A 23977-nucleotide genomic window follows, 5' to 3' on the forward strand; every position below is an offset into this window, starting at 1 on the left:
TCATCAATGAATCTGCGCAAAACCCTGTTCGCCATAGCCCTGTTCCTCAGCCCGGCGCTGGCCTTCGCCCATGCCGGCCATGACCACTCCGGCCTGATGGCGGGCGTCGCCCACCCGGTCACCGGCCTCGATCATCTGCTGGCGATGCTCGCTGTCGGCCTGTGGGCCGCGCAGCAGAGCGGCGCTGCACGCTGGGCGCTGCCGGGCACCTTCGTCGCCACCATGCTGCTCGGCGGCCTGCTCGGCTTCGCCGGGATGGAAATCCCACTGATGGAAACCGGCATCGCCGGCTCGGTGCTGGCCTTCGGCCTGCTGGTGGCGGTGGCCGCACGCCTGCCGCTGGCCGTGTCGCTCGGCCTCACCGGCCTGCTCGCCCTGACCCACGGCGTGGCCCACGGCCTGGAATTGCCGGAGCTGGCCAGCCCCTGGGGCTATGCCGCAGGCTTCGTGGCCGCCACCGCCGCCCTGCATGGCCTGGGCTACGCGGTCGTGCGTTACCTGCCGCGCGCCGCCGCGCCACTGGTGCGCCTGGCCGGTGCTGCTTCGGCGGGTGCCGGGGTCTGGCTGCTGGCCAGCTGAGAAAGCGCTCACGGGCGTGCCCGGCACGCCCTTGCTAGACTGGCGGGGTCTATCTCCACGGTTCCCGCCATGCCTGTTCGTCCTCGCCGCGCGCTGATCGGCCTGCTGCTGTTGTGCTCCTCGATCGCCCACGGTGCGCAACCGCAAGGCCTGGAAGTGACGTGGAACATGAGCCCCTGGCCGGGGCTGATCAACATGCAGGACGGCCGCCCCAGCGACGGCATCATCGTCGACGTACTGCAGCAGATCATCCAGCGCCTGCCGCAGTACCAGCACCACTACCGGATGAACAACCTCACCCGCGGCCTGGAGCAGCTCAAGCGCGAGCCGCTGAGCTGCTTCCTGCCGACCTTCCCCACGCCCGAGCGCGACCAGCACGGCTACTACGTCGGCCTGTTCGTGGCCATGCCGCACCAGCTGGTGGTGCGCACCGCCGACCTGCAGCGCTTCAGCAAGGGCCAGGGCGAAGTGTCGATCCGCCAGCTGTTGCGCGACAACCAGCTGCGCGGCGGTCTGGTGCGCGACCGCAGCTACGGGCCGATCCTCGACCCGCTGCTGCAGGCGCCCGAGGCCCTACCACAGCTGCAGCGCATCCAGACCAGCAGCGCCGGCAGCAACCTCTACGGCATGCTCGAACACCACCGCATCGACTACCTGCTGGACTACGCCGAAGTGGTGCAGTACGTGCAGCGCCAGCAGGGTGTGGCCCAGGGCCTGAGCCTGCTGCCGCTGAGCGAGGCCAGTTCGCCCTACGTCAGCGGCATCTACTGCAGCAGGAACGCCGAGGGTGCCGAGCTGGTCCGCCAGATCGACCGGATCGCCCGCCTGCCCGAGGTCATCGCCTTGTTCATCGAGGCGCAGAAGGCCTATATGCCGCCGCGCACCCTGGCCCACTACCAACCCTGGCTGGATCGCTTCTTCGCCGAACGGCCGCACAAGGACCTGACCAACCTGCCGCGCTAATCGCTATGACGGCCATCGAGACAATCTACGGGCCGATGCCACAGTGCCGGCCTAATCTGGCGGCCAGCCCCACGCGGAGATGCCGCCATGCCCATCCACGATTTCCTCTACGCCCTGCTGGCCTGCTACGCGGCCGGCGCCAGTGGTACTTGCCCGCAAGAGCTCGCCTGACCGATCGGACAGGGTTACCCTGTGCAGCCTTTTTCGCCTGGGAGCACCCTGCATGAGCCTGAAGTCCGTCTGCGTGTTCTGCGGCGCCAGCCCCGGCGCGCGCCCGATCTACCGTGAAGCCGCCGAGAACCTCGGCCGCAGCCTGGCCGAGCGCGGCCTGACCCTGGTCTACGGCGGCGGCGCCGTCGGCCTGATGGGCGTGGTGGCGGATGCGGCCCTGGCCGCCGGCGGCGAAGTGATCGGCATCATCCCGCAGAGCCTGGAACGCGCCGAGATCGGCCACAAGGGCCTCACCCGCCTGGAAGTGGTGGACGGCATGCACGCGCGCAAGGCACGCATGGCCGCGCTGGCCGACGCCTTCATCTCCCTGCCCGGCGGCCTCGGCACCCTGGAAGAGATGTTCGAGGTGTGGACCTGGGGCCAGCTCGGCTACCACGCCAAGCCGCTGGGCCTGCTGGAGGTGGAAGGTTTCTACGCACGCCTGACCGATTTCCTCGACCACCTGGTGGCCGAGCGCTTCGTCCGCGAACCCCACCGCGCCATGCTGCAGGTCGGCGAGTCGCCGACCGAACTGCTCGATCGCCTGGCGGCCTGGCAGCCCACCGTCGCGCCCAAGTGGGTCGACCGCTCGTAACGCCTGCGAGGCCGATGACAGTAGCTCGACGCCATGCTACACAGAGGCTCCACCCAACAAGGATGTTTCGCCCATGCCCCTGCTCGCGTTGCTGCTCATCGCCTGCCAGATCGTCTGTGGCCTGCACGTGGTCCGTAGCGGCCAGGAGCGCTACTGGCTGTACCTGATCATCGCCCTGCCCGGCCTCGGCTGCCTGATCTACTTCCTCGGCGTGATGCTGCCGGACATGCTCGGCAGCCGCAGCGGCCGTCGCGCGATCAACCAGCTGCACGACCGCCTCGACCCCGAGCGCCATCTGCGCGCCCTGCGCGATGCCCTGGACCTGAGTGACACCCGCGAGACCCGCGTGCAGCTGGCCGACGAACTGCTGCGCCTGGAGCAATCCGCCGAGGCCGCCGACCACTATCGCGCCGCCCTGCGCGGGGTACATAGTCACGCGCCGGACATCATGCTCGGCCTGGCCCGCGCCCAGTTCGCCCTGGACAACGCTGCCGGTTGCCGCGAGACGCTGGACCAACTGATCCAGCACAACCCGCAGTACCGCTCCGCCGACGGCCACCTGCTGTATGCCCGCGCCCTGAGCCGGCTCGGCGAGCTGGCCAAGGCCGAGGAGGAATTCCACGCCCTGCTAGGCCACTTCGCCGGCCCCGAGGCGCGCTACCACTACGCCCAGCTGCTGCGCCAGGCCAACCGCAATAGCGAGGCCCGCGCCCAGCTGGAGCAGATCGATCTGTACGCGCGGCGCGCGCCCAAGCACTACCGCAACCTGCACCAGGCCTGCCTGGCCCAGGTGCGCGAGGAACTCAAGGCGCTGGACGCCCCGCAGCAGCAGAGCGCCTGACGCCAGCCCTCAGCCGGCGGCCTGCTGGACGATCACCGTCTGCGCCGCCATCGGTGCCGGGAAACCGGCCTCGCCGAGAGCGTCCTTGATCACCTTGTTGCTGTCGAAGTAGACCTGCCAGTAGTGATCGGTGTGGCAGTAGGGCCGCACCGCCAGCACCGGGCCGACCAGGTTGAACTCGAGAATCTCCACGTCCACCGCCGGCGTCGCCAGCACGTTGTCGATGGCTGTGATGCGCTGCTTGAGCAGGGCCACGGCGGCCTTCCAGTCGGTGGCGCCGGACAGCTGGGCGACCAGGTCGACGCGGCGGAAGGCGTTGTGCGAGAAGTTCTGGATGTTGTCGCTGAAGATCTTGTTGTTGCCCACCAGAGTCAGCACATTGTCCGGCGTGTTGATCGCGGTGACGAACAGGCCGATCTCGGTGACGGTACCGGTGACCCCGCCGGCGCAGATGAAATCACCCACCTTGAACGGCCGCAGCACGATGATGAAGCCGCCCGCCGCCATATTGGCCAGCAGCCCGGACCAGGCCATGCCGATGGCCAGACCGACCGCCGCGATCAGGGCCGCGAAGGTGGTGGTCTGCACCCCGAAGTAGCCGAGGATGCCGATCACCAGCAGGATGTTCAGCGTCACCGTGATGAAGTTGCCCACGTAGCGCAGCACGGTCGGGTCGACCTTCTGCCGTCCCAGGGCCTTCTGCACCAGGCCTACGGCGAAGCCGATCAGCCAGCGCCCGATCACCCAGAAGGCAATGGCCGCAAGGATCTTCGCGGCGAAGGCGGCACCGTACTGCGCCACCATGTCCATCAGCTGGTTGACCTTGGTGGTACCCACCGTGATCAGCGATTCGCCCTCTTCCATTGCCCTGTCCTCGCATGCCGTGAATGACAGCAGGAACGCTAGCACGCCATGGCCGAAACGCCTTGGCGTGGCGTCCGCTTTGCCGTTACGGCAAGGCACTTGGCCATCGTATACACTGCTGAAGCGTCCCCTCGCTTCCCGGTCCGCCCCATGCGCCCGATCCTGGTGTTGCTCGCAGTTCTGCTACCCCTGGCCCCGGGCTTTGCCGCTGCCAGCGAGGCGGTGCTGCGGCTGCTGACCTGGCCCGGCTATGCCGACGCCGACCTGGTGGCGCAGTTCGAGCAACAGCACGACGTGCGGGTGGAAGTCACCCTGGTTGGCAACGACGACGTGCTGCGCAGCAAGCTGGCGAAGAACAAAGGCGGCGACTACGACCTGATCGCCGCCAACACTGCCGAGATCGAGCGCTACATCGACCAGGGTCTCTTGCAGCCGCTGCAGCCGACGCGCATCGCCAATACCACCCGCCAGCTCTGGCGCTTCCGCGACTACCCGAAGATTCCCGGCATCAGCCGCGACGGCAAGGTCTACGCCATCCCCTACACCTATTCGGAGATGGGCCTGATCTATGACCGCAGCCAGTTCAGCAGCCCGCCGCAGTCCATCACCAGCCTCTGGGACCCGCAGCTGCAGGGCCGGGTGCTGGCCTTCAATGGCAGCAGCCACAACTTCTCCCTGGCCAGCCAGGCACGCGGTCGCGACCCGTTCCGTATCGAGCCAGACGACTTCCCTCTGCTCACCGAGCAGCTGATCGCCCTGCGCCGCAACGTGCTGACCTTCTATTCGCTGCCGGAGGAGGCGGCCAGCCTGTTCCAGGAGCACAAGGTCGCGCTGTTGTTCGCCAACTACGGGCGCCAGCAGCTCAAGCAGCTGCGCGACAGCGGCGCCGACGTCGGCTACGTGATCCCCCGCGAGGGCGCCCTGGCCTGGCTCGACTGCTGGGCGATCAGCCGCGGCGCCAGTGACCTGAAGCTGGCCGAAGCCTGGATCAACTTCGCCCTGGAGCCGCCGATGAGCCGCGCCCTGGTCGAGCGCCAGGGCCTGTCCAACACCCTGCAAGAGGAGGAAAGCAGCGGCGTGCCCGGACGCATGATCTGGCTGCGCCCGGTCGAGGACACCGAGCGCCGGACCCGCCTGTGGGAACGCATTCTCTCCGGCGAACGCCCGCCGCTGACGGAGGCGCCATGAAGTTCGGCATCGCCTTCAAGCTCGGCTGCCTGCTGGCGGTGTTCGGCGTGCTGGTCTGCGGCCTGACCGGCTACTACTCCTACAGCAGCAGCCGCGCCATCCTGCTCAAGGCCGCCGAGCGCGACCTGCTCACCGCCACCCAGGTACTCGGCCGCAACCTGCGCGGCAGTATCGACGGTGTGGCCCGCGACGCCCTGCTCATGGCCGCAGTATCCAGGGCCCGCGAGTTGCCCCGGGTAAATGACGAGGACCACCGCGAACACAGCGAGCATGACCTGGCCGAGCTGTTCCGCGCCCAGATGCAGGTGCACCCCGAGTACATGCAGATCCGCCTGATCAGCGCCACCGGCCACGGCCTGGAGCAGGTGCGCATCGACCGCGACGGCGAGCGTCTACTGAATATCGGCGGCGCCGAGCTGCAGGAGAAAGGTCACTACGCCTACGTGTTCGACACCCTGCGCCTGCCGCCGGGCGAGGTGCGCCTGTCGCCCATCGTGATCAACCATGAGCTGGGCGCCCACTCCGGTCTGGGCAAGCCGACCCTGCATGTGTCCACCCCGGTAGCCGACGCCGACGGCAAGGCCGGCGCCCTGATCGTGATCAACGTCGACCTAGACCAGATGTTCGACCAGATCAAGAGCGACCTGCCCAGCCACTATCAGGTGTACCTGAGCAACCGCTGGGGCGACCTGCTGATCCACCCCGACCATCGCCGCACCTTCGGCTTCGACCAGGGACGTCGACTGTTCATCCAGGAGGAGTTCCCCGATGTCGCCGCCCTGCTCGGCGACGGCAAGCAGAGCAGCCTGATCAGTCATACCGACGAAAGCGGCCACGATCTGGTGGCCGCGTTCGTCCGTGTCGCTGTCAACGCCAGCACCCCGGAACGCTTCATCATCCTCGGCCTGGCCCAGCCGGAGGACCATGTGCTGGCGGAGACCACACGCCTCGGCCGGCGCATCATCCAGGTGGTGATCCTCTCCAGCCTGCTGGCCCTGGCCATCGCCATCGTCGCCTCGCGGGCCATGACCCATTCGCTGAAGAGCATCACCCTGGCCGTGCAACAGTTCACTCGCGAGCGCCGCAGCGGTCCGCTGCCGGTGCAGCGCCAGGACGAGCTGGGCCAGCTGGCACGCAGCTTCGCGCAGATGCAGGAGGAGATCCTCGACCAGCTCGACGAGCTCAACCAGAGCCGCAACGCCCTGGAGCACCTGGCGCGCCACGATGCGCTCACCGGCCTGCCCAACCGGCGCATGTTCTTCGAACGCCTGGACCACGCCCTGGCCAACGCCCGGCGTAGCGCCATGCCGCTGGCCGTTTTGTTCGTCGACCTGGATCACTTCAAGCAGCTCAACGACAGCCTCGGCCACGGCGCCGGTGACCGCGTGCTGCAGGCAGTGGCCAACCTGCTGCGCTCCGCCACCCGCGAGAGCGACACGGTGGCGCGCCTGGGCGGCGACGAGTTCGTCATCCTGATCGAGCAGATGGACGATCCGCAGCGGGTAATCGCGGTTCTGCACAAGCTGCACGAGCGCTTCCAGCTGCCCATGCTGCTGGACGGCCACGAGGTACAGGTGCAGGCCAGCATGGGCGTCAGCCTGTTCCCACGCGACGGCGACGATATCGAATCGCTGCTGCAGCAGGCCGACCGCGCCATGTACGCGGCCAAGAACGCCGGGCGCAACACCTACAGCTACGAGGCCCGCTGAGCCTTTGCCGCCGGCGTTCGGCACCGGGGTACTGGTCACCGCCGCCCCCTCAGTTTTCTCCTATCGCGACCTCGCCGACACGCCGTCTATGCTTGCCTTAACGCTTATCACCAGGTGCCTCCAGTGCTTCCACTGCTGGTCTGCGACGACTCCACCATGGCGCGCAAGCAGCTGATCCGCGCCCTGCCCCCCGAATGGCCGGTGACCATTACCCAGGCCAGCCAGGGCGAGGAAGCCATGGCCGCGATTCGCCAGGGCCTCGGCCAGGTGGTGCTGCTGGACCTGACCATGCCGGTGATGGACGGCTACCAGGTGTTGGCCAAGGTCCGCGAGGAAGGGCTGGATTGCCGCATTCTGGTGGTCTCCGGCGATATCCAGGACGAAGCCCAGCGGCGGGTCGCCGAGCTCGGCGCCCTGGGCTTCATCCAGAAGCCGGCGCCGGCCGAGGAGCTGCGGGCCACCCTCGAACGCCTCGGCCTGTTCCAGCCCCCCGCTAGCGGCGAATCCGCACCGGCCCATGAAGAACCGCTGTTCAAGGTCGGTTTCCGCGACGCCCTGCGCGAGGTCAGCAACGTTGCCATGGGCCGCGCCGCCGCCCTGCTGGCCGCAGAGCTGGGCGTGTTCGTGCAGCTGCCGATTCCCCAGGTCAACCTGTTCGAGGTCAGCGAGCTGCACATGGCTCTGGAGGACGCGCGGCGTGGCGAGCACCTCAGCGCCGTGTGCCAGGGCTTCATCGGCGAGGCCATCGCCGGCGAGGCGCTGCTGCTGTTCCATGATTCGGAGGTGGCCGACATCGCCCAGCTGCTCGGCTGGCAGCCGAAGGACGCCGGCGAGACCTCGGAGATGCTGCTGGACCTGGCCAGCATCCTGATCGGCGCCTGCCTGGCCGGCATCGCCGAGCAGATCGACATCCGCTTCTCCCAGGGCCACCCGCAGCTGCTCGGCCAGCACGCCGCCATCGGCGAGCTGATCCAGCTCAATCGCGAGCGCTGGAAGAAGACCCTAGCGGTGGAGATCAGCTATGGCCTGGAGGGCCACGCCGTGCATTTCGACCTGCTCCTGCTGTTCACCGAGGACTCGCTGCCCCGGCTGACCGACAAGATCCGTTACCTGATGGAGTGACCCATGACCGGCCGCGCGCAGATCGACATGCAGGAACTGCACTGGCTGCTCGATATCGTCCAGTGCCTGGACGTGGGCGTGCTGGTGCTGGACCGCCAGTACCGCATCGAGGTGTGGAACAGCTTCATGGAGAACCACTCCGGCCTGGGCGCCGACCAGGTGCAGGGCCGCGAGCTGTTCGAGCTGTTCCCGGAGATCGACCGGGCCTGGCTGGAGCGCAAGGTCAACAGCGTGCTGCGCCTGGGTACCCGCGCCTTCAGCCTGTGGCAACAGCGCCCGTACCTGCTGCGCTTCAAGAGCTACCGGCCGATCACCGGCCAGGCCGACTTCATGTACCAGAATCTCACCGTGCTGCCGCTGGCCGCGTCGCGGGGCCGGGTCGAGCACGTGTGCCTGGTGATCTATGACATGACCGACGCCGCCGTCGCTCAATTGCGCGGCGGCTAGGCCTCAGCGCTTTTTCGGCCCCGGCTTGGGCTTCTCGCCGAACCTGGGCACGGCGCGCACGGCCTTGGCCTTGGGCTTGTCGTCCTCCGCATCAAACCAATTACCCAGGTGGATCTTGCCCTTGCCGCCCGCACCGGTGCCGGGGATCAGCTTCTGCTTGGGTTTCTTCGGCTTCTTCAGTACCGCGCCGCTGGCGTCGGTCACCGGCACCCGGTGGTCCGGCTCGAAGCCCGGTTCGTCCTGACGACGGATCACCTGACGGGTCAGCACCTCGATGGCCGCCAGCATTTGCACCTCGTCGGCGCACACCAGCGACACCGCCTCGCCGGTGGCCCCGGCACGGCCGGTACGACCGATGCGGTGCACGTAGTCCTCGGCGACGATGGGCAGGTCAAGATTGACCACCAGCGGCAGATCGTCGATGTCCAGGCCGCGGGCCGCCACATCGGTGGCCACCAGCACCCGCACCTCACCGGCCTTGAACCGCTGCAGCGCGCGCAGGCGCGACGGCTGCGGCTTGTCGCCATGGATCGAGTCGGCGGCGATGCCTTCGGCCAGCAGCAGCTGCTCCAGCTCGTCGACACCCTTGCGGGTCTTGCCGAACACCAGCAGCTGGTCCCAGCCGCGCTCGCGGTACAGGTGCAGGAACAGCTCGCTCTTGCGCTTCTTGTCCACGGTCACCAGCCACTGCTTGACGCCCTTGGCCGTGGCGTTGCGCGGGCTAACCTCAATGGACAGCGGGTCGCGCAGCAGCTCCTTGGCCATCTGCCGGATGGCATCGGAAAAGGTGGCGGAGAACAGCAGGGTCTGGCGTTTGCGCGGCAGGGCGGCGAACAGCTCGTCCAGCTCGCTGGCGAAACCCAGGTCGAGCATGCGGTCGGCCTCGTCCAGCACCAGCGCCTGCAGCTGGTCGAAGCGCACCGCGTTCTGCCGGTACAGGTCGAGCAGCCGACCGGGCGTGGCCACCAGCAGGTCGATGCCTTTGCGCAGCTTGAGCATCTGCGGGTTGATGCTGACCCCGCCATACACCGAGTAGGTGCGCAGCGGCAGGTTCTGCGCGTACTGCTGCACGGTCTGCTGCACCTGCTCGGCCAGCTCGCGGGTCGGCACCAGCACCAGCGCACGCACCGAGTTGGCCGCCACCTGGCTGCCTTCCATCGTCAGTTTTTGCAGCAGCGGCAGGGCGAAACCGGCGGTCTTGCCGGTGCCGGTCTGCGCCGCGGCGAGCACGTCGCGGCCCTTGAGCACGGCAGGGATCGCCTCCTTCTGCACCGGCGTCGGCGTGCGGTAGTCGAGCGCCTCGAGGGTGCGCAGGATTGGATCGATCAGGCCGAGGGTGGCAAAGGACATGGGGCGGAACCGGCAGGGGAACGAGCGCGCATTGTACCCGCTGCGCAGGGTTGCGCTCAGCCCTGCTTCTGCATCTGCCGCAGCAGCGGCGTGCACTGGCTGGGCTCGTCGCCGCCGCTGGGCGCCACCAGCGCCAGCAGGCCGGCCGCCGGCGCCACCGCCACGCCGAGCGCCACCAGGCCGGCGCCGCGCAGGGCCAGCGGTGTGCCCTTGACCCCGGCGTCGGGATTCTTGAAGGTGCCACGCACGAACAGCGGCGAGCGCAGGGAGAAGATGCGCAGGCCCTTGGCCGCGGGGGTGACGACGAAATCGAGGCGCTCCTCGGCGAAGCTGGCGCTGCCGTCGACCTTGACCACTGCATTCTCGGTATCGACCACGAACAGCCGACTGCTCATCAGCCCGTTGCGGATGCCGAGGTCGGCGGCGGCGCAGTTGATCTGTACCTCCTCGTCGCCGAACAGCTTGCCGACCAGGTAGTTGCCGACGTTGAGCCCGGCGATCTCCAGCAGGCCACGGCTCACCGCGCCATCGTTGATCAGCATCTTCAGCTCGCCATCGGCGCTGCCCAGCAGGGCCGCCACCGAGTTGCCGGTGCCACTCAGTTTGGCGTCGCCATTCAGCGCGCCGAGGCTGGTCTGCATCGGCGCGAAGGTGGGAAATAGCTGCTTGAGCTTGAGATCGCGGGCGCTCAGGCGCGCCTGCCCGCGCATCGGCACCTGCGCACCGTTCAGACGAATCTGCGCATCCAGCGTGCCGCCGGCCATGCCGAAGCGCAGGGGCTCCAGACTGAGCACACCGTCGTTGAGCACCAGGTGGGTATCCAGGTCGCGGATCGGCAGTTTCTCGTCATGCACGATGCGCTTGCCGGTGAAGCGTACGTCAGCGTCCATGCTGCGCCAGCGCTCGGTGCGAAACTCCTCCACCGGCAGCACCTTGTTCGCCGGCTGGCGGGCGGCGGCGCCGCGGGCCTTCTTCTCGGCATTGGAATCGGCGCCGATCAGCGGCGCCAGGTCGGCGAACAGCAGCTGGCTGGAGGTCAGCTGGCCGGACAGCTTGGGCCGCGGCTGGCGATTGACGAAGGTCAGGTCGCCGTGGATATCGCTGTCGCCGATGCGTCCGTTGAAGCCCTGGTAGCGGAACAGCGCACCGTTGACGTCACGCAGGTCCGCCTGCAGGCGGCCATCGGTGCTGTACGGCGGGGTGTCCGGCAGGGTCACGCCGGTCAGCGGATAGAGTTGGCTCAGGCTGGCCCCGGCTAGCTGCAGGCGCAGGTCGAGGGCGCCGAGGTTCTGCGGATCGGTCAGGCTGCCGGCGACCCGGATGCGCGTGGCGCCGATGCGCACATCGGCCTGCAACGGGAATGGCAGGCTGGCATCCTGCAACGCCAGCAGGCCGCCGACCTTGCCGCTGCCGCTCACCGCCTGGCCCTGAAAACGCCCCTTGGCACGCCAGGCGAAGGCGTAGTCCTGGGCCGCCGCATGTTCGTCGGCCAGGCGCTTGGCGGCGCTGTCACCGACTATCTGGGCAAACGGGATGGGCGCGCCGAGCGGATCTATCTGCGCCTCGAGGCGGGTCTTCGACACTTGGTCATCGAGGCTGACCACGCCCTGATCGAAGCCTATGGTGCCGATATCCAGGGTCCAGGGGCTCGGCTCGGCGACCTCATCCGTCTGCTCGCCACCCAGGTCGAAGGTCCAGTTGGCGCGGCCGTCGGCCAGGCGCTGCAGGCTGGCGTATGGCGCGCCGAGCTCGATGCGCGGGATGCTCACGGTCTTCCACAGCAGCGGCAGCGGTGCCAGGCGGAACTGCACCCGGTCCAGGCTGACGAAGGTGTCGCCCTCGGCCCACTCGGGATTGCCCAGGTTCAGCTGTTCGGCGGCGAAATGCGGCCAAGGCAGCCAGGCGCGCCAGCCACCCTCCTCCGATTCGCGCTGCCAGACCACGCTGAGGTTGCCCTCGATGGCGAACGGCCGGTTCAAGGCCTGCGACACCTTGTCATTGATGGTCGGGCGCAGCAGATTCCAGTCGAACAGCACGAGAAACAGCATGAGCCCCGCGACCGCCAGAAGCAGTACGGCCAATGCGCCGCTCACCCACTTGCGAATCCGCAGCATCCCTCGATTCCCGCTATGACTACTGCAGTTTCGACTGACGAAACGCGGGAACGCTCCCCATGCTGGTGCACTCGAGTGAAATACCCGATGCTGGAACCTTCAACCGGACCCGCCCCATGCAGCTGATCGATACCCACACCCACCTCGACTTCCCCGACTTCGACGCCGACCGCGCCGAGCTGCTGGCGCGCAGCCGCGCAGCGGGTGTGGAGAAGCTGGTGGTGCTCGGCGTGTACCGGGACAACTGGCAACGTCTATGGGACCTGGTGCAGAACAACGAGGGCCTGTATGCCGCCTTCGGCCTGCACCCGGTGTACCTGCAGCAGCACCGACCCGAGCATCTGGATCAGCTGCGCGAGTGGCTGCAACGCCTGGCCGGGCACCCACTCCTGTGCGCGGTGGGCGAGTTCGGCCTGGACTATTACGTGGAGAGCCTGGATCGCGCGCACCAGCAGCAGCTGTTCGAGGCGCAGCTCGACCTGGCCGCCGAGTTCGAGCTGCCCGTCCTGCTGCATGTCCGGCGCGCCCACGCGGCGACCATCGCCACGCTCAAGCGCTACAGGCTGCCACGTGGCGGGGTGATCCATGCCTTCGCCGGCAGCTACGAGGAGGCGCGCGAATACATACGCCTCGGCTTCAGGCTCGGCCTAGGCGGCGCGCCGACCTGGCCCCAGGCCCTGCGCCTGCGCAAGGTGATTGCGCGCCTGCCGCTGGAGGCCATAGTGCTGGAGACCGACGCGCCTGACATGGCCCCGGCCATGCACCCGGGCATGCGCAACAGCCCGGAACATCTGCCGGATATCTGCGCCGCCCTGGCCGAACTGTGCGACGTGATGCCGGAGGAACTGGCCCGCGCCAGCAGCCGCAATGCGGCCGAGCTGTTCGGCTGGTCGCTCTGAGAGAAGACTGAAACGGGTTTCACGCGCCCTATAACGACAAGGCCCGCCGATTGGCGGGCCTTGCTTGCTGCGGCGGCAGATCAGACGCGGAAGGCGCCGATCAGCTCTTTCAGGCGCGCCACCTGATCGGACAGCGCGCGGCTGGCCTGCTCGGTCTCGACGGCACCCTCGGCAGTGCGCTCGCCAGCCTGGTTGATTTCGACGATGTTCATGTCGATATCGTGGGCCACGGCGGTCTGCTGCTCGGCGGCGGCGGCGATCTGCTGGTTCTGGTCGACGATCATGCCGACCGCACCGAGGATGTTCTCCAGCGCGTGCTGCACCTGGGCCGACTGGTTTACGGTATTCTCGACCATCTGGTGGCTGCCGTTCATGGCCGTCACCGTGGCACCCACGCCGCTCTGCAGGCGACCGATCATCTGCTCGATCTCTTCGGTGGACTGATGGGTGCGCTTGGCCAGGTTACGCACCTCGTCGGCCACCACGGCGAAACCGCGGCCCTGTTCGCCGGCCCGCGCCGCCTCGATGGCGGCGTTGAGCGCCAGCAGGTTGGTCTGCCCGGCGATGCCCTTGATCACGTCCAGCACCTGGCTGATCGAGGCGCTGTCGGCGGCCAGCTGGTTGATCACCGTCACCGACTGGTCGATCTCGCTGGCCAGACGCTGGATGCTGCCGACCTGGGACTCGACCATGGCGCGACCGCTGACGGTCTCGTCGTTGACGCTCTGCGCACTGCCCACCGCGGCCGCGGCGCTGCGCGCCACCTCCTGGGCGGTGGCGGACATCTGGTTCATCGCGGTGGCCACCTGCTCGATCTGCCCGCGTTGGGCGGACACGGCCTGGCTGCTCTCGCCGGAGACCAGCTCGACGCGATCGGCCTGGCGTTCCACTTCGGTGACAGTCTGGCCCACCAGCTCGATCAGGTCGCGGATCTTCGCCACGGTGCCGTTGAACACCTGGCCCAACTCGCCCAGCTCGTCCTGGCTCTTGACGTTGACGCGCACGGTCATGTCGCCGGCGGCGACCTGGCCGAGGGTCTTGCCGAAGCCCTTGAGGGTGCTGCGGGTCGAGACGTAGAAGCCGCCATACAGGTAGCCGATGGCGAGGAACAGCACCACCAGCGCCACGACCAGCAGGACCATCTGGGTACGCTTCTGCTCCAGGCGCTGGCTCAGTTCCTTGTCGAGGAAGTCGAGTACCGAGTCGTTCAGTGCGTAGGTCTTGTCGATGGCCGCGCTGAGCTGGTCATAGAAGCCCTGCCAGGGCGCATCCAGACTGTCGGCCATGAGCAGCTGCTCTTCCAGCACCGCGCTGACCTCGGTCAGGCTGTTGCGGCTGGCCTCGGCCCTGTCACCCAGCTCGCGCTTGGCATGGGCGTTGCCATCCAGCGCGCTCTGCAGCTTGAAGCCGTACTCGGCGTGCAGCTTCTCCAGCTCCAGCAGCAGCTCGTCGAGCTTGGTGCTGTCGGAAGAACCAAGAATGCCCTGACCCAGGGAGTAGGAGCCCAGGGCGCGGCCCTTGCTCAGGGCCTCGGTCACCGGAGGGCTGGCGGTGGTCATCAGCTCGGTCATCTGCCGCACGGTCAGTTCACTGTCTTGGCTGAGGCCGGACTGGCTGGCGACGAACTTGATGAACACCTCGGAGTTGTCCAGCGCCTTGACCACCAGGCCGGCCTTGCTGCGCAGGGATGACTCGGCGGACACCGCATCCATGGCCGACTTGATGGCATCGCGCTGGGCGTTGAACTCCTCGATCTTCTGCGCGTCATCACTGGGCGACTCCAGCGCAGCCAGCATCTCGCTGACGCCGCTCTCCAGCGGACCGATCAGCGCGGTCAGCTTTTCCGCTTCACCGGACTGACCGAGGACGGCATTGATCTCGTAGAGATCGTTGAGGCGCTCCAGATCCTGGCGCATCTTCATGCTCTGCTTGAGCAGCGCAAGGCTCTGCAGCTCGGTGCGCGTATCGACGAAGGCGTCGTAGGACTCGCGCACCAGGAAGTAGTTGGTGACCAGCATGGGCAGGAAGAACAGCACGCTGATCAGGCTGAACTTCATGCCGAAGCTCATGCGGTTCATCAGAGCGATGGCAGGGTACAACACGCTATTCACTAGACGTCTCCTATTGCCATTATTGTTTTTTGCCAGCCGGGAGCGGGCTGATCTATTGAACGGCAAGGTAGCGGTATATCTGAAATTCTAGCGGGAGTGGCCATTTGCCAGGCACAGTGCCCCCACAGCCTGTATACCGGATATCGGCCTTCGCCTCTGTAACTTAAGGTTAAGAATGCGCGCACCTTTTCGCCTCGGCATTGATCTGGGTGGGACTAAGACGGAAATCATCGCCCTCGAAGCTTCCGACGAGCGGTTGCGGCATCGCCTGCCCACTCCGCAGGGCGACTACCGAGCCACTCTACACACCATAGTGCAGCTGGTGAGCGAAGCCGAGCGGCAACTGGGAGATAGCGGCAGCATTGGTATCGGCATCCCCGGTACCCGCTCGCCGGACCACGGCCGTATCAAGAACGCCAACTCCACCTGCCTGATCGGCCAGGACCTGCAGGGCGACCTGGAACACCTGCTGCAGCGCCCGGTCCGCCTGGCTAACGATGCCGACTGCTTCGCCCTGTCCGAGGCCACGGACGGCGCAGGAGCAGGCGCGGCCAGCGTGTTCGGGGTCATCCTCGGTACCGGCGTGGGGGGAGGCATCGTCATCCACGGCCGCCTGTTGAGTGGCCCGAATGCCATTGCGGGGGAGTGGGGTCACAACGCCCTGCCCTGGCGCAACGCGGAAGACGGCCCGGCGCGGCGCTGCTATTGCGGCCTGGACGACTGCATCGAAACCTTCCTCAGCGGCCCCGGCTGGGCCGCCCGCAGCGACCTGGGGCTGAATGCTACGCAGCTGGCCGAGGCGGCACAGCGTGGCGAGGCAGCTGCCGTAACGGCACTGCAACGCTACTGCGAGCAATTGGCGCGGGCGCTGGCATCGGTGATCAACGTCATCGACCCGGAAGTGATAGTGCTGGGCGGCGGGCTGTCGAACATGCCGGCGCTGTACCGGGAGGTGCCGCGCCTGCTGGTGCGGCACGTGTTCTCGGACCAGGTCAACACGCGCCTGGTGCAGGCCCGCCACGGCGACTCCAGCGGCGTGCGCGGCGCCGCCTGGCTGTGGCCAGAATAAGATCGACCTTACAGCAGCAGGATCCACACGGCGAAGGCGGCGTACCACAGCACCGCGGCACGGATCAGCAGCTGCCACAGCTCGTCCAGGCTGTTGGCGCCCAGCTCTCCCGCCTGCGGCTCGGGCAGTTCGCTGGCGGCGCGACCGGCGTTGGCCACCAGCCGCGCGGCCGGCAGCTCCCAGGCCAGCAGATCGTGCAACACGGCTCGACTGACCGCGGCAAAGTTGCCCACCAGGGCGAAGCTGGCGGCCAGCACCCGCACCGGTAACCAGTCCATGGCATGACGCAGCTGCCCCGCCCGCTCGGCGACACCGGGGCTGGCATGTTCGGCGCTCAGCGCCAGCAGCCGATAGGCCAGGGCCGGCAGCGGGCCGAGCAAGGCATACCAGAAGATCACTGCGAAGAAGCCCTGATAGGCCTGCCACAGCTCGTAGTCCTGCACTCGCTCGAGCAACTCGGCCTCGCCATCGGCGGCCACCCCCAGATCGCGCTCAGCCACATGCAGGGCGGCCTGATCGTCACCACGGCGCCAGGCATCGCGGAACGGCCCCAGCGCCGCCAGCACATCGCCACGGCCGAGGCTGTAGACCAGCACCAGCAGGTGCACCGGCAGTGCCAGCCAGCCATAGGCCAGTGGCTCGAGCACCAGCAGCAACAGGCCGAGCAGCACTACCGGCAGCAACACCGCCAGCAGCAGGGTTTGCCATGGTGACGGCCCCTCGCTACGCGCCAGCCATTGCAGCCAGGGGCCATCCTGCTGGATACGGCGGCGCCCGGAGGAAAACTTCTCCACCCAGAGCACCAGCAGCAGCACCAGAAAATTCATTTACCGCTCTCCTCGGTCTGCAGGGCCGCACGCAGGCGTGCCCAGTCGAAAAAGGGCCCCGGGTCGGTCTTGCGCCCCGGCGCGATGTCGCTATGGCCACGGATACGCTCGACGCTCAACTCAGGATAGGCATGCAGCAGCTCCTTCGTCAGGGCCGCTAGAGCCTGGTACTGGGCATCGCTGAAGGGCAGCTCGTCGGTGCCCTCCAGTTCGATGCCGATGGAAAAGTCGTTGCAGTTCTCCCGCTCCTCGAAGCGCGACACGCCGGCATGCCAGGCCCGCTCTGCACAGGAGACGAACTGGGTAACGGCGCCATCACGCTCGATCAGAAAGTGCGCGGACACCTTGAGCTGGGCGATACCAGCGAAGTAGGGATGCTCGTCAACCGGCAGGCGGTTCTGGAAGAACTGCTGCACCTTGCCGGTACCGAACTGGCCCGGCGGCAGGCTGATGTTGTGGATCACCAACAGGGAGACCTCTCCCAGCGGGCGCTCGTTGAAGTTCGGCGAGGGGCAGTGACGGGCTCCGTCACACCAGCCGCTGGCAGGGTCCAGCCGCATTGCAGGCTCCTTGAAGACTGGCGCCACTCTAGCAGACTGCACCAACGAAAACGCCCGGCACAGAGCCGGGCGTTTCATCTAGCCGGTGGCGCTTAGGCGCCCTTGAGCTTGCGCAGGTTACCGATCACCGACTCCAGGGCGCGATCGAACAGCAGCGCGTCATCGAGCAGGCGGATGGCGCCGCGGCGGAACTCCACGGCCAGGCCCATGCGGGTCTTCTCCATCACCTTCATACCAGTGCGGTTGACGAAGATGAACTTGCCGGTGGGCTTGATGATCGCCGCCAGCTTGCCGCGCAGCTTGTGCTCCTCGTCTTCCTGGATTTCCACCCAGCTGCCGACGCGCAGGCTGTCTACCTTCTCCAGCGCCTCGTCATCGTCCGGCAGACTGGCCTCGGGCTCCTGCGAACGGCTCTCGCCGGGTGCCAGCAGGACGATTTCCTCGACCACCTCGACCATGGCCGGAGCATCGACTTCAGGCTCCAGCGGCGGCAGCTCCAGCAAAGGACCGGCGCCCAGCTCGACGACGATCTCGGCAGACGCCTCGACGCCCTCCTCGTCCTCGGCCGGCAAGGCCTGTGGCTCGACGCTTTCGCGCTTGAAGCGCTGGAAGGCCTGGACATGCACGGCCTCCAGCTTGCTGAAAAACTCGCTGGTGATGAACGGGTCGATGGCAGCACTGGACAGGCCATCGCGCAGCGACTTGAGCAGACTCGGCACCAGCTCCAGCAGGCGCAGGCGATCTTCCGGGGACTCGTGGGGCTCCACGCTCCACACCAGATCGTCCATCACCATCAGCGCCGCTTCCCACTCGGCGGACTCGGCACCGTGCTTCAGGCAGGTCAGCTGCAGCACCTTGCTCCAGCCTTCCTGCAGCAGACGCACCACCACTTCCGGCAGGGTCTTGCCGAGCAGACGCGAGTTCAGAGCCTGCTCCACCTGCTGACGAGCCAGTTCGGCCTTGGCACGACCTTCCTCGGCATCGCGGGTGCGCTGCTCCAGCAGCTCGCTGCGGCGCTTCTCGTCGCCGGTGAAGGCCAGGAACTCGGCTAGCACATCGGAGAAGATCGCCGGATCGTCGGTAAAATCATTGAGCAGACGTTGCACCACCTGCTCGATACGCTGGTACAGAGCATCGCGCTGCTCGTCACCCTGTGCACTCCAGCCCAACGCTGCGGTGGCGATCTCGTTGAGCAGGCGACGTGCCGGGTGGCTGCCACGGCTGAAGAAGGTCTTGTCCAGTACCGCGACTTTGAGCATCGGAATCTGCAGACGGCCTATCAGCGCCTTGAGCGAGTCGGGCAGGGTGCGGTCGTCGAGAATGAACTCGAACAGCATCGCCACCAGGTTGATCACGTCCTCGTCGACTTCGCCGACGATGCGCGCCTTGCCACTCTTGGCGCTGGCGCGAGACAGCAGGCTTTCCAGCTGGTTGCGCAAGTCGTAGTCATCGCTGACCTGAGGGCCACCAACCGGGAAATGCTGCTGCATGTGCGAAAGCAGGCGCATCAGGTCGTTGCTGGAGATCGGCACGGCATCTGCCGGAACAATGCGTTGTGGCAGCACAGAGGTACCGCGCACCTGGGAGAGCAACTGCTGTAGGGCACCGAAGACCTCTTGCACGCCTTCGTCGGCATAACTGCCGGCAGCGACCGAATCCTGACCAGCCGCGGACTCCGCTCTCTCAGCGCGGCTGGCAGCCTGCGGGCGCCCCGGCTGGCGACGGGCTGGCGGAGCGGACTTCAGCTCCGGCAGCACACCGGCCTCGACCAGTTGTTGGTTGGCATTGGCGTAGAGCTGATCGAGATCACCCAGCACGTATTTTTCGAACAACTTGAGGATGATCAGCTTGACGCGAATCTCCACCCCCAGTCCTTCGCAGGAGCCAAGAAATTGCTCACAGAGTACCCGCGGGCCTAGCGGGTTGGTCTTGTCCTCGACCTTCTTGCTGATCATTGCATTGAAGCGAGTGGTCAGGTGCCCCAAGGCCACTCCATCACGATTCAGGACGCGCGAGACCATCGCATCCAGTGCCACCGACTCTTCCAGCACGTCGTCCTGAACCAGGGACAGGCTCTCGAAGGAAACGCCATCCAGCTGGGGAGCCGGCTTACCGATTTCATATTGATTCAGGGTGGAGAAGCTTTCGAACACGCGCTGCAGGAAACCACGCTCGATGGTCTTGCGCTTCAGGCGCAGGTCGCGCATGGCTTCGAAGAAGGAATTCTGCTCGGCGTTACTGGACGCACGATCGGCCATTTCGAAAAGGGTGTCGTCCGCATTGTCGAAGAGACCTTGCAGAGCCTGCTTGAGCTGCTGGGCAGCCTTGTCGCGCACCTGGGTCAGGGCCACGGGAAGCCTTCCTGCCGGCGAAGTTGGCGATTGCTCGGGGGCGACCTTGTTCAGGTGCACCACTTTCGCGTCGGTCTTCATTGCGAGTCTCCCGCAGGCTGCGTGATCAGAGCAGCCATGCATACAATCAGCTGGGCGTCGTCCGTAACGTCAAAGGTATGGCGCCAAACTTCATGGCCAACCTGAGTATAGGGGGAGGCGAAGCATGACCAAATACCCCCTTTCGCAGACATGACCCAGATCACAGAGTGCGAAGCCAAGGTTACGAACGGTCATTTCGAACCGACATAAATCATCTGTCTAGCATAAAGGCTAGACATTCTCCCGTACCCGCTGCACCAGCCGTCGCCTCCCCCCCTATAATCGCGCACCGGAATATGGAGGACGAAATGCCCAACCTGACCCTAGCCGAGCTCGGCGCCGAGATCGAAGCCAACGTACGCACCGCGCTGCGCGAGGATATCGGTAGCGGCGACATCACGGCGCAACTGATCCCAGCCGAGCGCCTGGCCCACGCAACAGTGATTACCCGCGAGGCCGCGGTTATCTGCGGCACCGCTTGGGTCGATGCAGTGTTCCGCCAGCTCGACCCTCGCGTAGCCGTGCATTGGCAGGTCGGCGATGGCGATCGAGTCGAGGCCAATCAGGCACTTTTCCACCTCGAAGGCCCCGCACGCGCGCTACTCAGCGGCGAGCGCAGCGCGCTGAACTTCCTGCAGACCCTGTCTGCCGTCGCAACTCGCTGTCGCCACTTCGCCGACTTGGTCGTAGGCACCCAGGTAAAACTGCTGGATACCCGCAAGACACTTCCCGGCCTGCGCCTGGCACAGAAGTACGCTGTGACCTGTGGTGGCTGCCACAATCATCGAATCGGCCTCTACGACGCCTTTCTTATCAAGGAAAACCATATCGCCGCCTGCGGTGGTATCGCCCAGGCAATTACCGCCGCTCATGGCATTGCCCCTGGCAAACCAGTAGAGATCGAGGTGGAAAGCCTGGAAGAACTGCAGAAGGCGCTGGAAACCGGCGCCGATATCATCATGCTCGACGAACTGAGCCTCGATGATATGCGCACCGCCGTTTCTCTTACGATGGGACGCGCCAAGCTGGAAGCATCGGGAGGCATCAACGAAAGCACCCTGCGCACCATTGCCGAGACCGGGGTGGACTACATCTCCATTGGTAGCCTGACCAAGGACGTCAAGGCCATCGACCTGTCGATGCGGCTGAGCCTGTAATCAGGGCTCGCCAGAAACACGAAGCCCCTCATCCACAGGGCCTTCTTTTATTGCGGAGGAAACAGGGGGCAAGCCTGCGACTTTAGCATTACCTATGCGTCGCTCTACACCAATCTACACCGGCGCGGACGCAACAACAGCGACGTGGGGTACAGGATGAACGACAACTAAATCAATTGTGCGTGCAGCTTCCGCCAGCAGCCAAGCTACAGGTCACTGTACCCGAACCTGGAGAACGTGGCGTAGCGGTAAACGAACCAGTCAATGTTAGTGTCGGCCCAGCATTTGTGTAACCAGAGCAAGCGCCTGTGCGCGCCGCAGATGGAGACTGACCATGATTCAACAGCACCAATGCATCGTTAGCATAGGTCTTTGCTTCGATCAGACAGGATCTATTCGCTGAGTTGGTAGTGTAGTTCTGATAAGCCGGAATCGAGATTGCCGCCAGAATTCCTATGATAGCTATAACTATCATTAACTCCACCAAAGTGAAGCCTCTATCAAGATGCACCCTCATATCTCCTCCCGCAAGCCTTGCCCATGCAGCGCGCCAAGCCAACACGACACGGGAAAATTAGAGCTATAAATTCTCTTTTCAAGCCGCCTAAAAATACGCCCCTGATATAGGGGCGTATTTTGTAATCAGCTCAAGCGAAGGCTCACGGCGCGTGGGTGCACGAACCGCCAACACTCAGATCGCAGGTCACGGTACCAGCACCAGGAGCACGAGGAACAGCAGTAAAGGTAGAAGCCAGAGTCAGACCAGCGCCAGCACCGGCATAAGACGCACAGGCACCGCCAGCACGCGGGTTGGCAGCGGCGTTACCCAGGTTGATCTCGGTAATCGCAGTATTGGCGTACGCCTTGGCCTCAATCAGGCAGGAGTTGTTGGCAGAACGAGCGGTGTAGTTGGTGTACGCCGGGATGGCAATGGCAGCCAGGATGCCGATGATCGCGATCACGATCATCAGTTCGATCAGGGTGAAGCCTTTTTGCATTTGAACTTTCATAAATATCTCCTTGAAGTGATCAGGCAGAAGCCTAGCAATGCATCAGCAGTTAGCGTGCCAACTTCAGGAGCCCCTACATACAGGCCTAGCCCAATAACCCAGCACTAATCCGCCGGCACAACCAGGTAACTTCCGACATTTTTTGTCACCCGCAGCTGAGGGGGTTTGGCAGCCCGGAGCAACTAAGCTATAAGGCACGATTATTCGCTCCTGGCACGGACCCATCTCATGAACGACTCGGTTTCTCTTTCCGGCCTGGCCCGCCAGGTGGCCCATGCCGGCCTTCTTGATGAGAAGGGCGCCCAGCAGGCACAGCTGCAGGCCGCGCGCAACAAACTGCCACTGATTACCTATCTGGTGCAAAACAAGCTGGTCAAGGCTCGTGACCTGGCCGAGCTGACCGCCGAGCAGTTCGGCGTGGCCTTCTTCGACCTAGGCGCACTGGATAAGGAAGGCCAGCCGCGCGACCTGGTCAGCGAGAAGCTAATCCGCCAGCATCGCGCCCTACCACTTTGGCGACGCGGCAATAAGCTGTATGTGGGGGTTTCCGACCCCAGCAACCATCAGGCTGTTACAGACATCCAATTCAGCACAGGCCTAAATACCGAAGGCGTACTGGTCGAGGATGACAAGCTGGGCGAGGCAATTGAAAAGTTCTTCGACACAGCCAGCGGGATGGATGATCTGGGGGATATGGATCTCGACGGACTCGACGTCGAAGCCGTTGACGACGATAAGCAGGACAGCGGCACAGGCAACGACGCAGACGATGCCCCCGTGGTACGTTTCGTAAACAAGATGCTTCTTGACGCCATCAAGGGCGGCTCGTCCGACCTTCACTTCGAGCCCTATGAGCGCACCTACCGCGTACGATTCCGTACCGACGGCATCCTGCATGAGGTAGCCAGGCCGCCGGTGCAGCTTTCCCCGCGAATATCTGCACGATTGAAAGTCATGGCAAGCCTGGATATCTCTGAGCGGCGCAAGCCCCAGGACGGGCGAATCAAGATGAAGATCTCCAAAACAAAGGCGATCGATTTCCGCGTCAATACTCTCCCCACTCTCTGGGGCGAGAAGATCGTAATGCGAATTCTTGACCCCAGCAGCGCGCAAATGGGCATCGACGCGCTGGGCTATGAAGAATTTCAGAAGGAGCTGTATCTCGGGGCGCTCAAGCAACCCCAAGGCATGATTTTGGTAACAGGGCCTACCGGCTCCGGCAAAACCGTATCGCTGTACACCGGCCTGAACATCCTCAACACAGTCGACGTAAACATCTCGACCGCCGAAGATCCCGTAGAGATCAACTTGGAAGGCATCAATCAGGTAAGCGTGAACCCCAAACAAGGCATGGATTTCTCCCTAGCACTTCGAGCATTCTTGCGCCAGGACCCGGATGTCATCATGGTTGGCGAGATTCGCGACCTAGAGACTGCCGAGATCGCCATCAAAGCCGCACAGACCGGTCACATGGTGATGTCCACACTGCACACCAACAGCGCCGCCGAAACCCTTACCCGCCTGCGCAACATGGGAGTGCCCAGCTTCAACATTGCCACCTCTGTAAACCTGATTATCGCCCAGCGACTGGCGCGAAAGCTCTGCCTCCACTGCAAGAAGGAAGTCTCGCTACCGAGAGATGTGCTGCTCGGTGAAGGATTTCGCGAGGAAGAAATCGGCACATTCAAAGTTTATGCCCCAGCCGGCTGCGACAATTGCAAGGACGGCTACAAGGGCCGTGTCGGTATTTATGAAGTAGTTAAAAACACGCCTTCACTGCAACGAATTATCATGGAGGACGGAAATTCCATCGATATCGCCTCACAGATGCGCAAAGATGGGTTCAACGACCTGCGCCGTTCCGGCCTACTTAAAGTAATCCAGGGCGTAACCAGCCTGGAAGAAGTCAATCGCGTGACCAAGGATTAAA

Annotated in this window: 21 protein-coding genes and 1 pseudogene; 12 read left to right on the forward strand and 10 right to left on the reverse strand. The window is 65.1% G+C overall.

Features of this window, described 5'->3' with window-relative positions:
• The first annotated feature begins 6 nt into the window (after nucleotides 1-6).
• The 4 genes from IB232_RS15595 (at nucleotide 7) to IB232_RS15610 (ending at nucleotide 3188) form a co-directional block, all read left to right on the forward strand.
• Complete coding sequence (locus IB232_RS15595; protein ID WP_192399526.1) at nucleotides 7-579, forward strand: HupE/UreJ family protein; 573 nt, start codon at nucleotides 7-9, stop codon at nucleotides 577-579.
• Nucleotides 580-648: 69 nt separating this feature from the next.
• The gene (locus IB232_RS15600) at nucleotides 649-1542 is read left to right on the forward strand and encodes a hypothetical protein (protein WP_192399527.1); all 894 of its coding nucleotides are present in this window, start codon (nucleotides 649-651) and stop codon (nucleotides 1540-1542) included.
• Nucleotides 1543-1765: 223 nt separating this feature from the next.
• Nucleotides 1766-2347, forward strand: coding sequence for a TIGR00730 family Rossman fold protein (locus IB232_RS15605; protein ID WP_192399528.1), 582 nt, complete (start codon nucleotides 1766-1768; stop codon nucleotides 2345-2347).
• Between the two features lie 73 nt (nucleotides 2348-2420).
• The gene (locus tag IB232_RS15610) at nucleotides 2421-3188 is read left to right on the forward strand and encodes a tetratricopeptide repeat protein (RefSeq protein ID WP_192399529.1); all 768 of its coding nucleotides are present in this window, start codon (nucleotides 2421-2423) and stop codon (nucleotides 3186-3188) included.
• A 9-nt stretch (nucleotides 3189-3197) separates the two neighbouring features.
• Here the strand turns inward: IB232_RS15610 and IB232_RS15615 are convergent, their stop codons facing one another.
• The gene (locus IB232_RS15615; protein WP_192399530.1) at nucleotides 3198-4052 is read right to left on the reverse strand and encodes a mechanosensitive ion channel family protein; all 855 of its coding nucleotides are present in this window, start codon (nucleotides 4050-4052) and stop codon (nucleotides 3198-3200) included.
• A gap of 150 nt (nucleotides 4053-4202) precedes the next feature.
• Here IB232_RS15615 and IB232_RS15620 point away from each other — a divergent pair, with 150 nt between their 5' ends.
• The 4 genes from IB232_RS15620 to IB232_RS15635 all read left to right on the forward strand — a co-directional run bounded on the left by IB232_RS15620 (nucleotide 4203) and on the right by IB232_RS15635 (nucleotide 8518).
• A complete protein-coding gene (locus IB232_RS15620; RefSeq protein WP_192399531.1) occupies nucleotides 4203-5240 on the forward strand; it encodes an ABC transporter substrate-binding protein in 1038 nt (345 codons plus the stop codon).
• Nucleotides 5237-6949, forward strand: coding sequence for a diguanylate cyclase domain-containing protein (locus IB232_RS15625; protein WP_192399532.1), 1713 nt, complete (start codon nucleotides 5237-5239; stop codon nucleotides 6947-6949). The genes IB232_RS15620 and IB232_RS15625 overlap by 4 nt, the downstream gene beginning before the upstream one ends.
• A 123-nt stretch (nucleotides 6950-7072) precedes the next feature.
• Nucleotides 7073-8071 (forward strand): response regulator, encoded by a 999-nt coding sequence (locus tag IB232_RS15630; protein ID WP_192399533.1) that lies wholly within the window; start codon nucleotides 7073-7075, stop codon nucleotides 8069-8071.
• A gap of 3 nt (nucleotides 8072-8074) precedes the next feature.
• Nucleotides 8075-8518, forward strand: a complete 444-nt coding sequence (locus IB232_RS15635; protein WP_192399534.1) for a PAS domain-containing protein — start codon at nucleotides 8075-8077, stop codon at nucleotides 8516-8518.
• Nucleotides 8519-8521: 3 nt separating this feature from the next.
• On the opposite strand, the gene IB232_RS15640 is transcribed toward IB232_RS15635, so the two are convergent.
• Both IB232_RS15640 and IB232_RS15645 read right to left on the reverse strand, forming a co-directional pair.
• A complete protein-coding gene (locus IB232_RS15640) occupies nucleotides 8522-9868 on the reverse strand; it encodes a DEAD/DEAH box helicase (RefSeq protein ID WP_192399535.1) in 1347 nt (448 codons plus the stop codon).
• A 56-nt stretch (nucleotides 9869-9924) separates the two neighbouring features.
• Entirely contained in the window at nucleotides 9925-11982 is a 2058-nt protein-coding gene (locus tag IB232_RS15645) for an AsmA family protein (protein WP_192399536.1), read from the reverse strand.
• A 116-nt stretch (nucleotides 11983-12098) separates the two neighbouring features.
• On the opposite strand from IB232_RS15645, the gene IB232_RS15650 reads away from it, so the two are divergent.
• Nucleotides 12099-12881, forward strand: a complete 783-nt coding sequence (locus IB232_RS15650; protein ID WP_192399537.1) for a TatD family hydrolase — start codon at nucleotides 12099-12101, stop codon at nucleotides 12879-12881.
• An 80-nt stretch (nucleotides 12882-12961) separates the two neighbouring features.
• On the opposite strand, the gene IB232_RS23995 is transcribed toward IB232_RS15650, so the two are convergent.
• A complete protein-coding gene (locus IB232_RS23995) occupies nucleotides 12962-13675 on the reverse strand; it encodes a methyl-accepting chemotaxis protein (protein WP_412547741.1) in 714 nt (237 codons plus the stop codon).
• Nucleotides 13676-13816: 141 nt separating this feature from the next.
• A pseudogene (locus IB232_RS24000) lies at nucleotides 13817-14959 on the reverse strand (HAMP domain-containing protein); the annotation flags it as partial.
• A gap of 208 nt (nucleotides 14960-15167) precedes the next feature.
• On the opposite strand from IB232_RS24000, the gene IB232_RS15660 reads away from it, so the two are divergent.
• Entirely contained in the window at nucleotides 15168-16061 is an 894-nt protein-coding gene (locus tag IB232_RS15660) for an ROK family protein (RefSeq protein ID WP_192399539.1), read from the forward strand.
• Nucleotides 16062-16069: 8 nt separating this feature from the next.
• On the opposite strand, the gene ampE is transcribed toward IB232_RS15660, so the two are convergent.
• From ampE to IB232_RS15675, 3 genes are all read right to left on the reverse strand, one after another.
• Entirely contained in the window at nucleotides 16070-16888 is an 819-nt protein-coding gene (ampE, locus tag IB232_RS15665) for a regulatory signaling modulator protein AmpE (RefSeq protein ID WP_192399540.1), read from the reverse strand.
• Nucleotides 16885-17448 carry a 1,6-anhydro-N-acetylmuramyl-L-alanine amidase AmpD gene (ampD, locus tag IB232_RS15670; RefSeq protein WP_192399541.1) on the reverse strand — a complete coding sequence of 188 codons (564 nt, stop codon included), beginning with the start codon at nucleotides 17446-17448 and terminating at the stop codon, nucleotides 16885-16887. The genes ampE and ampD overlap by 4 nt, the downstream gene beginning before the upstream one ends.
• 92 nt (nucleotides 17449-17540) lie before the next feature.
• Nucleotides 17541-19880 (reverse strand): DUF1631 domain-containing protein, encoded by a 2340-nt coding sequence (locus IB232_RS15675; RefSeq protein ID WP_192399542.1) that lies wholly within the window; start codon nucleotides 19878-19880, stop codon nucleotides 17541-17543.
• Between the two features lie 308 nt (nucleotides 19881-20188).
• Between IB232_RS15675 and nadC the strand changes: the two genes are divergently transcribed.
• Nucleotides 20189-21037, forward strand: coding sequence for a carboxylating nicotinate-nucleotide diphosphorylase (gene nadC / locus IB232_RS15680; protein ID WP_192399543.1), 849 nt, complete (start codon nucleotides 20189-20191; stop codon nucleotides 21035-21037).
• Nucleotides 21038-21209: 172 nt separating this feature from the next.
• Here nadC and IB232_RS24005 read toward each other — a convergent pair whose 3' ends face one another.
• Nucleotides 21210-21554, reverse strand: a complete 345-nt coding sequence (locus IB232_RS24005; RefSeq protein WP_192399544.1) for a prepilin-type N-terminal cleavage/methylation domain-containing protein — start codon at nucleotides 21552-21554, stop codon at nucleotides 21210-21212.
• A 142-nt stretch (nucleotides 21555-21696) separates the two neighbouring features.
• Entirely contained in the window at nucleotides 21697-22047 is a 351-nt protein-coding gene (locus tag IB232_RS23765; RefSeq protein ID WP_192399545.1) for a prepilin-type N-terminal cleavage/methylation domain-containing protein, read from the reverse strand.
• Between the two features lie 228 nt (nucleotides 22048-22275).
• On the opposite strand from IB232_RS23765, the gene pilB reads away from it, so the two are divergent.
• Nucleotides 22276-23976, forward strand: coding sequence for a type IV-A pilus assembly ATPase PilB (gene pilB, locus IB232_RS15695; protein ID WP_192399546.1), 1701 nt, complete (start codon nucleotides 22276-22278; stop codon nucleotides 23974-23976).
• Nucleotide 23977 lies beyond the last annotated feature (1 nt).

Origin of the sequence: Pseudomonas sp. PDM15, from assembly GCF_014851565.1 — a bacterium.
In the GTDB taxonomy this organism is placed as follows: Bacteria; Pseudomonadota; Gammaproteobacteria; order Pseudomonadales; family Pseudomonadaceae; genus Aquipseudomonas.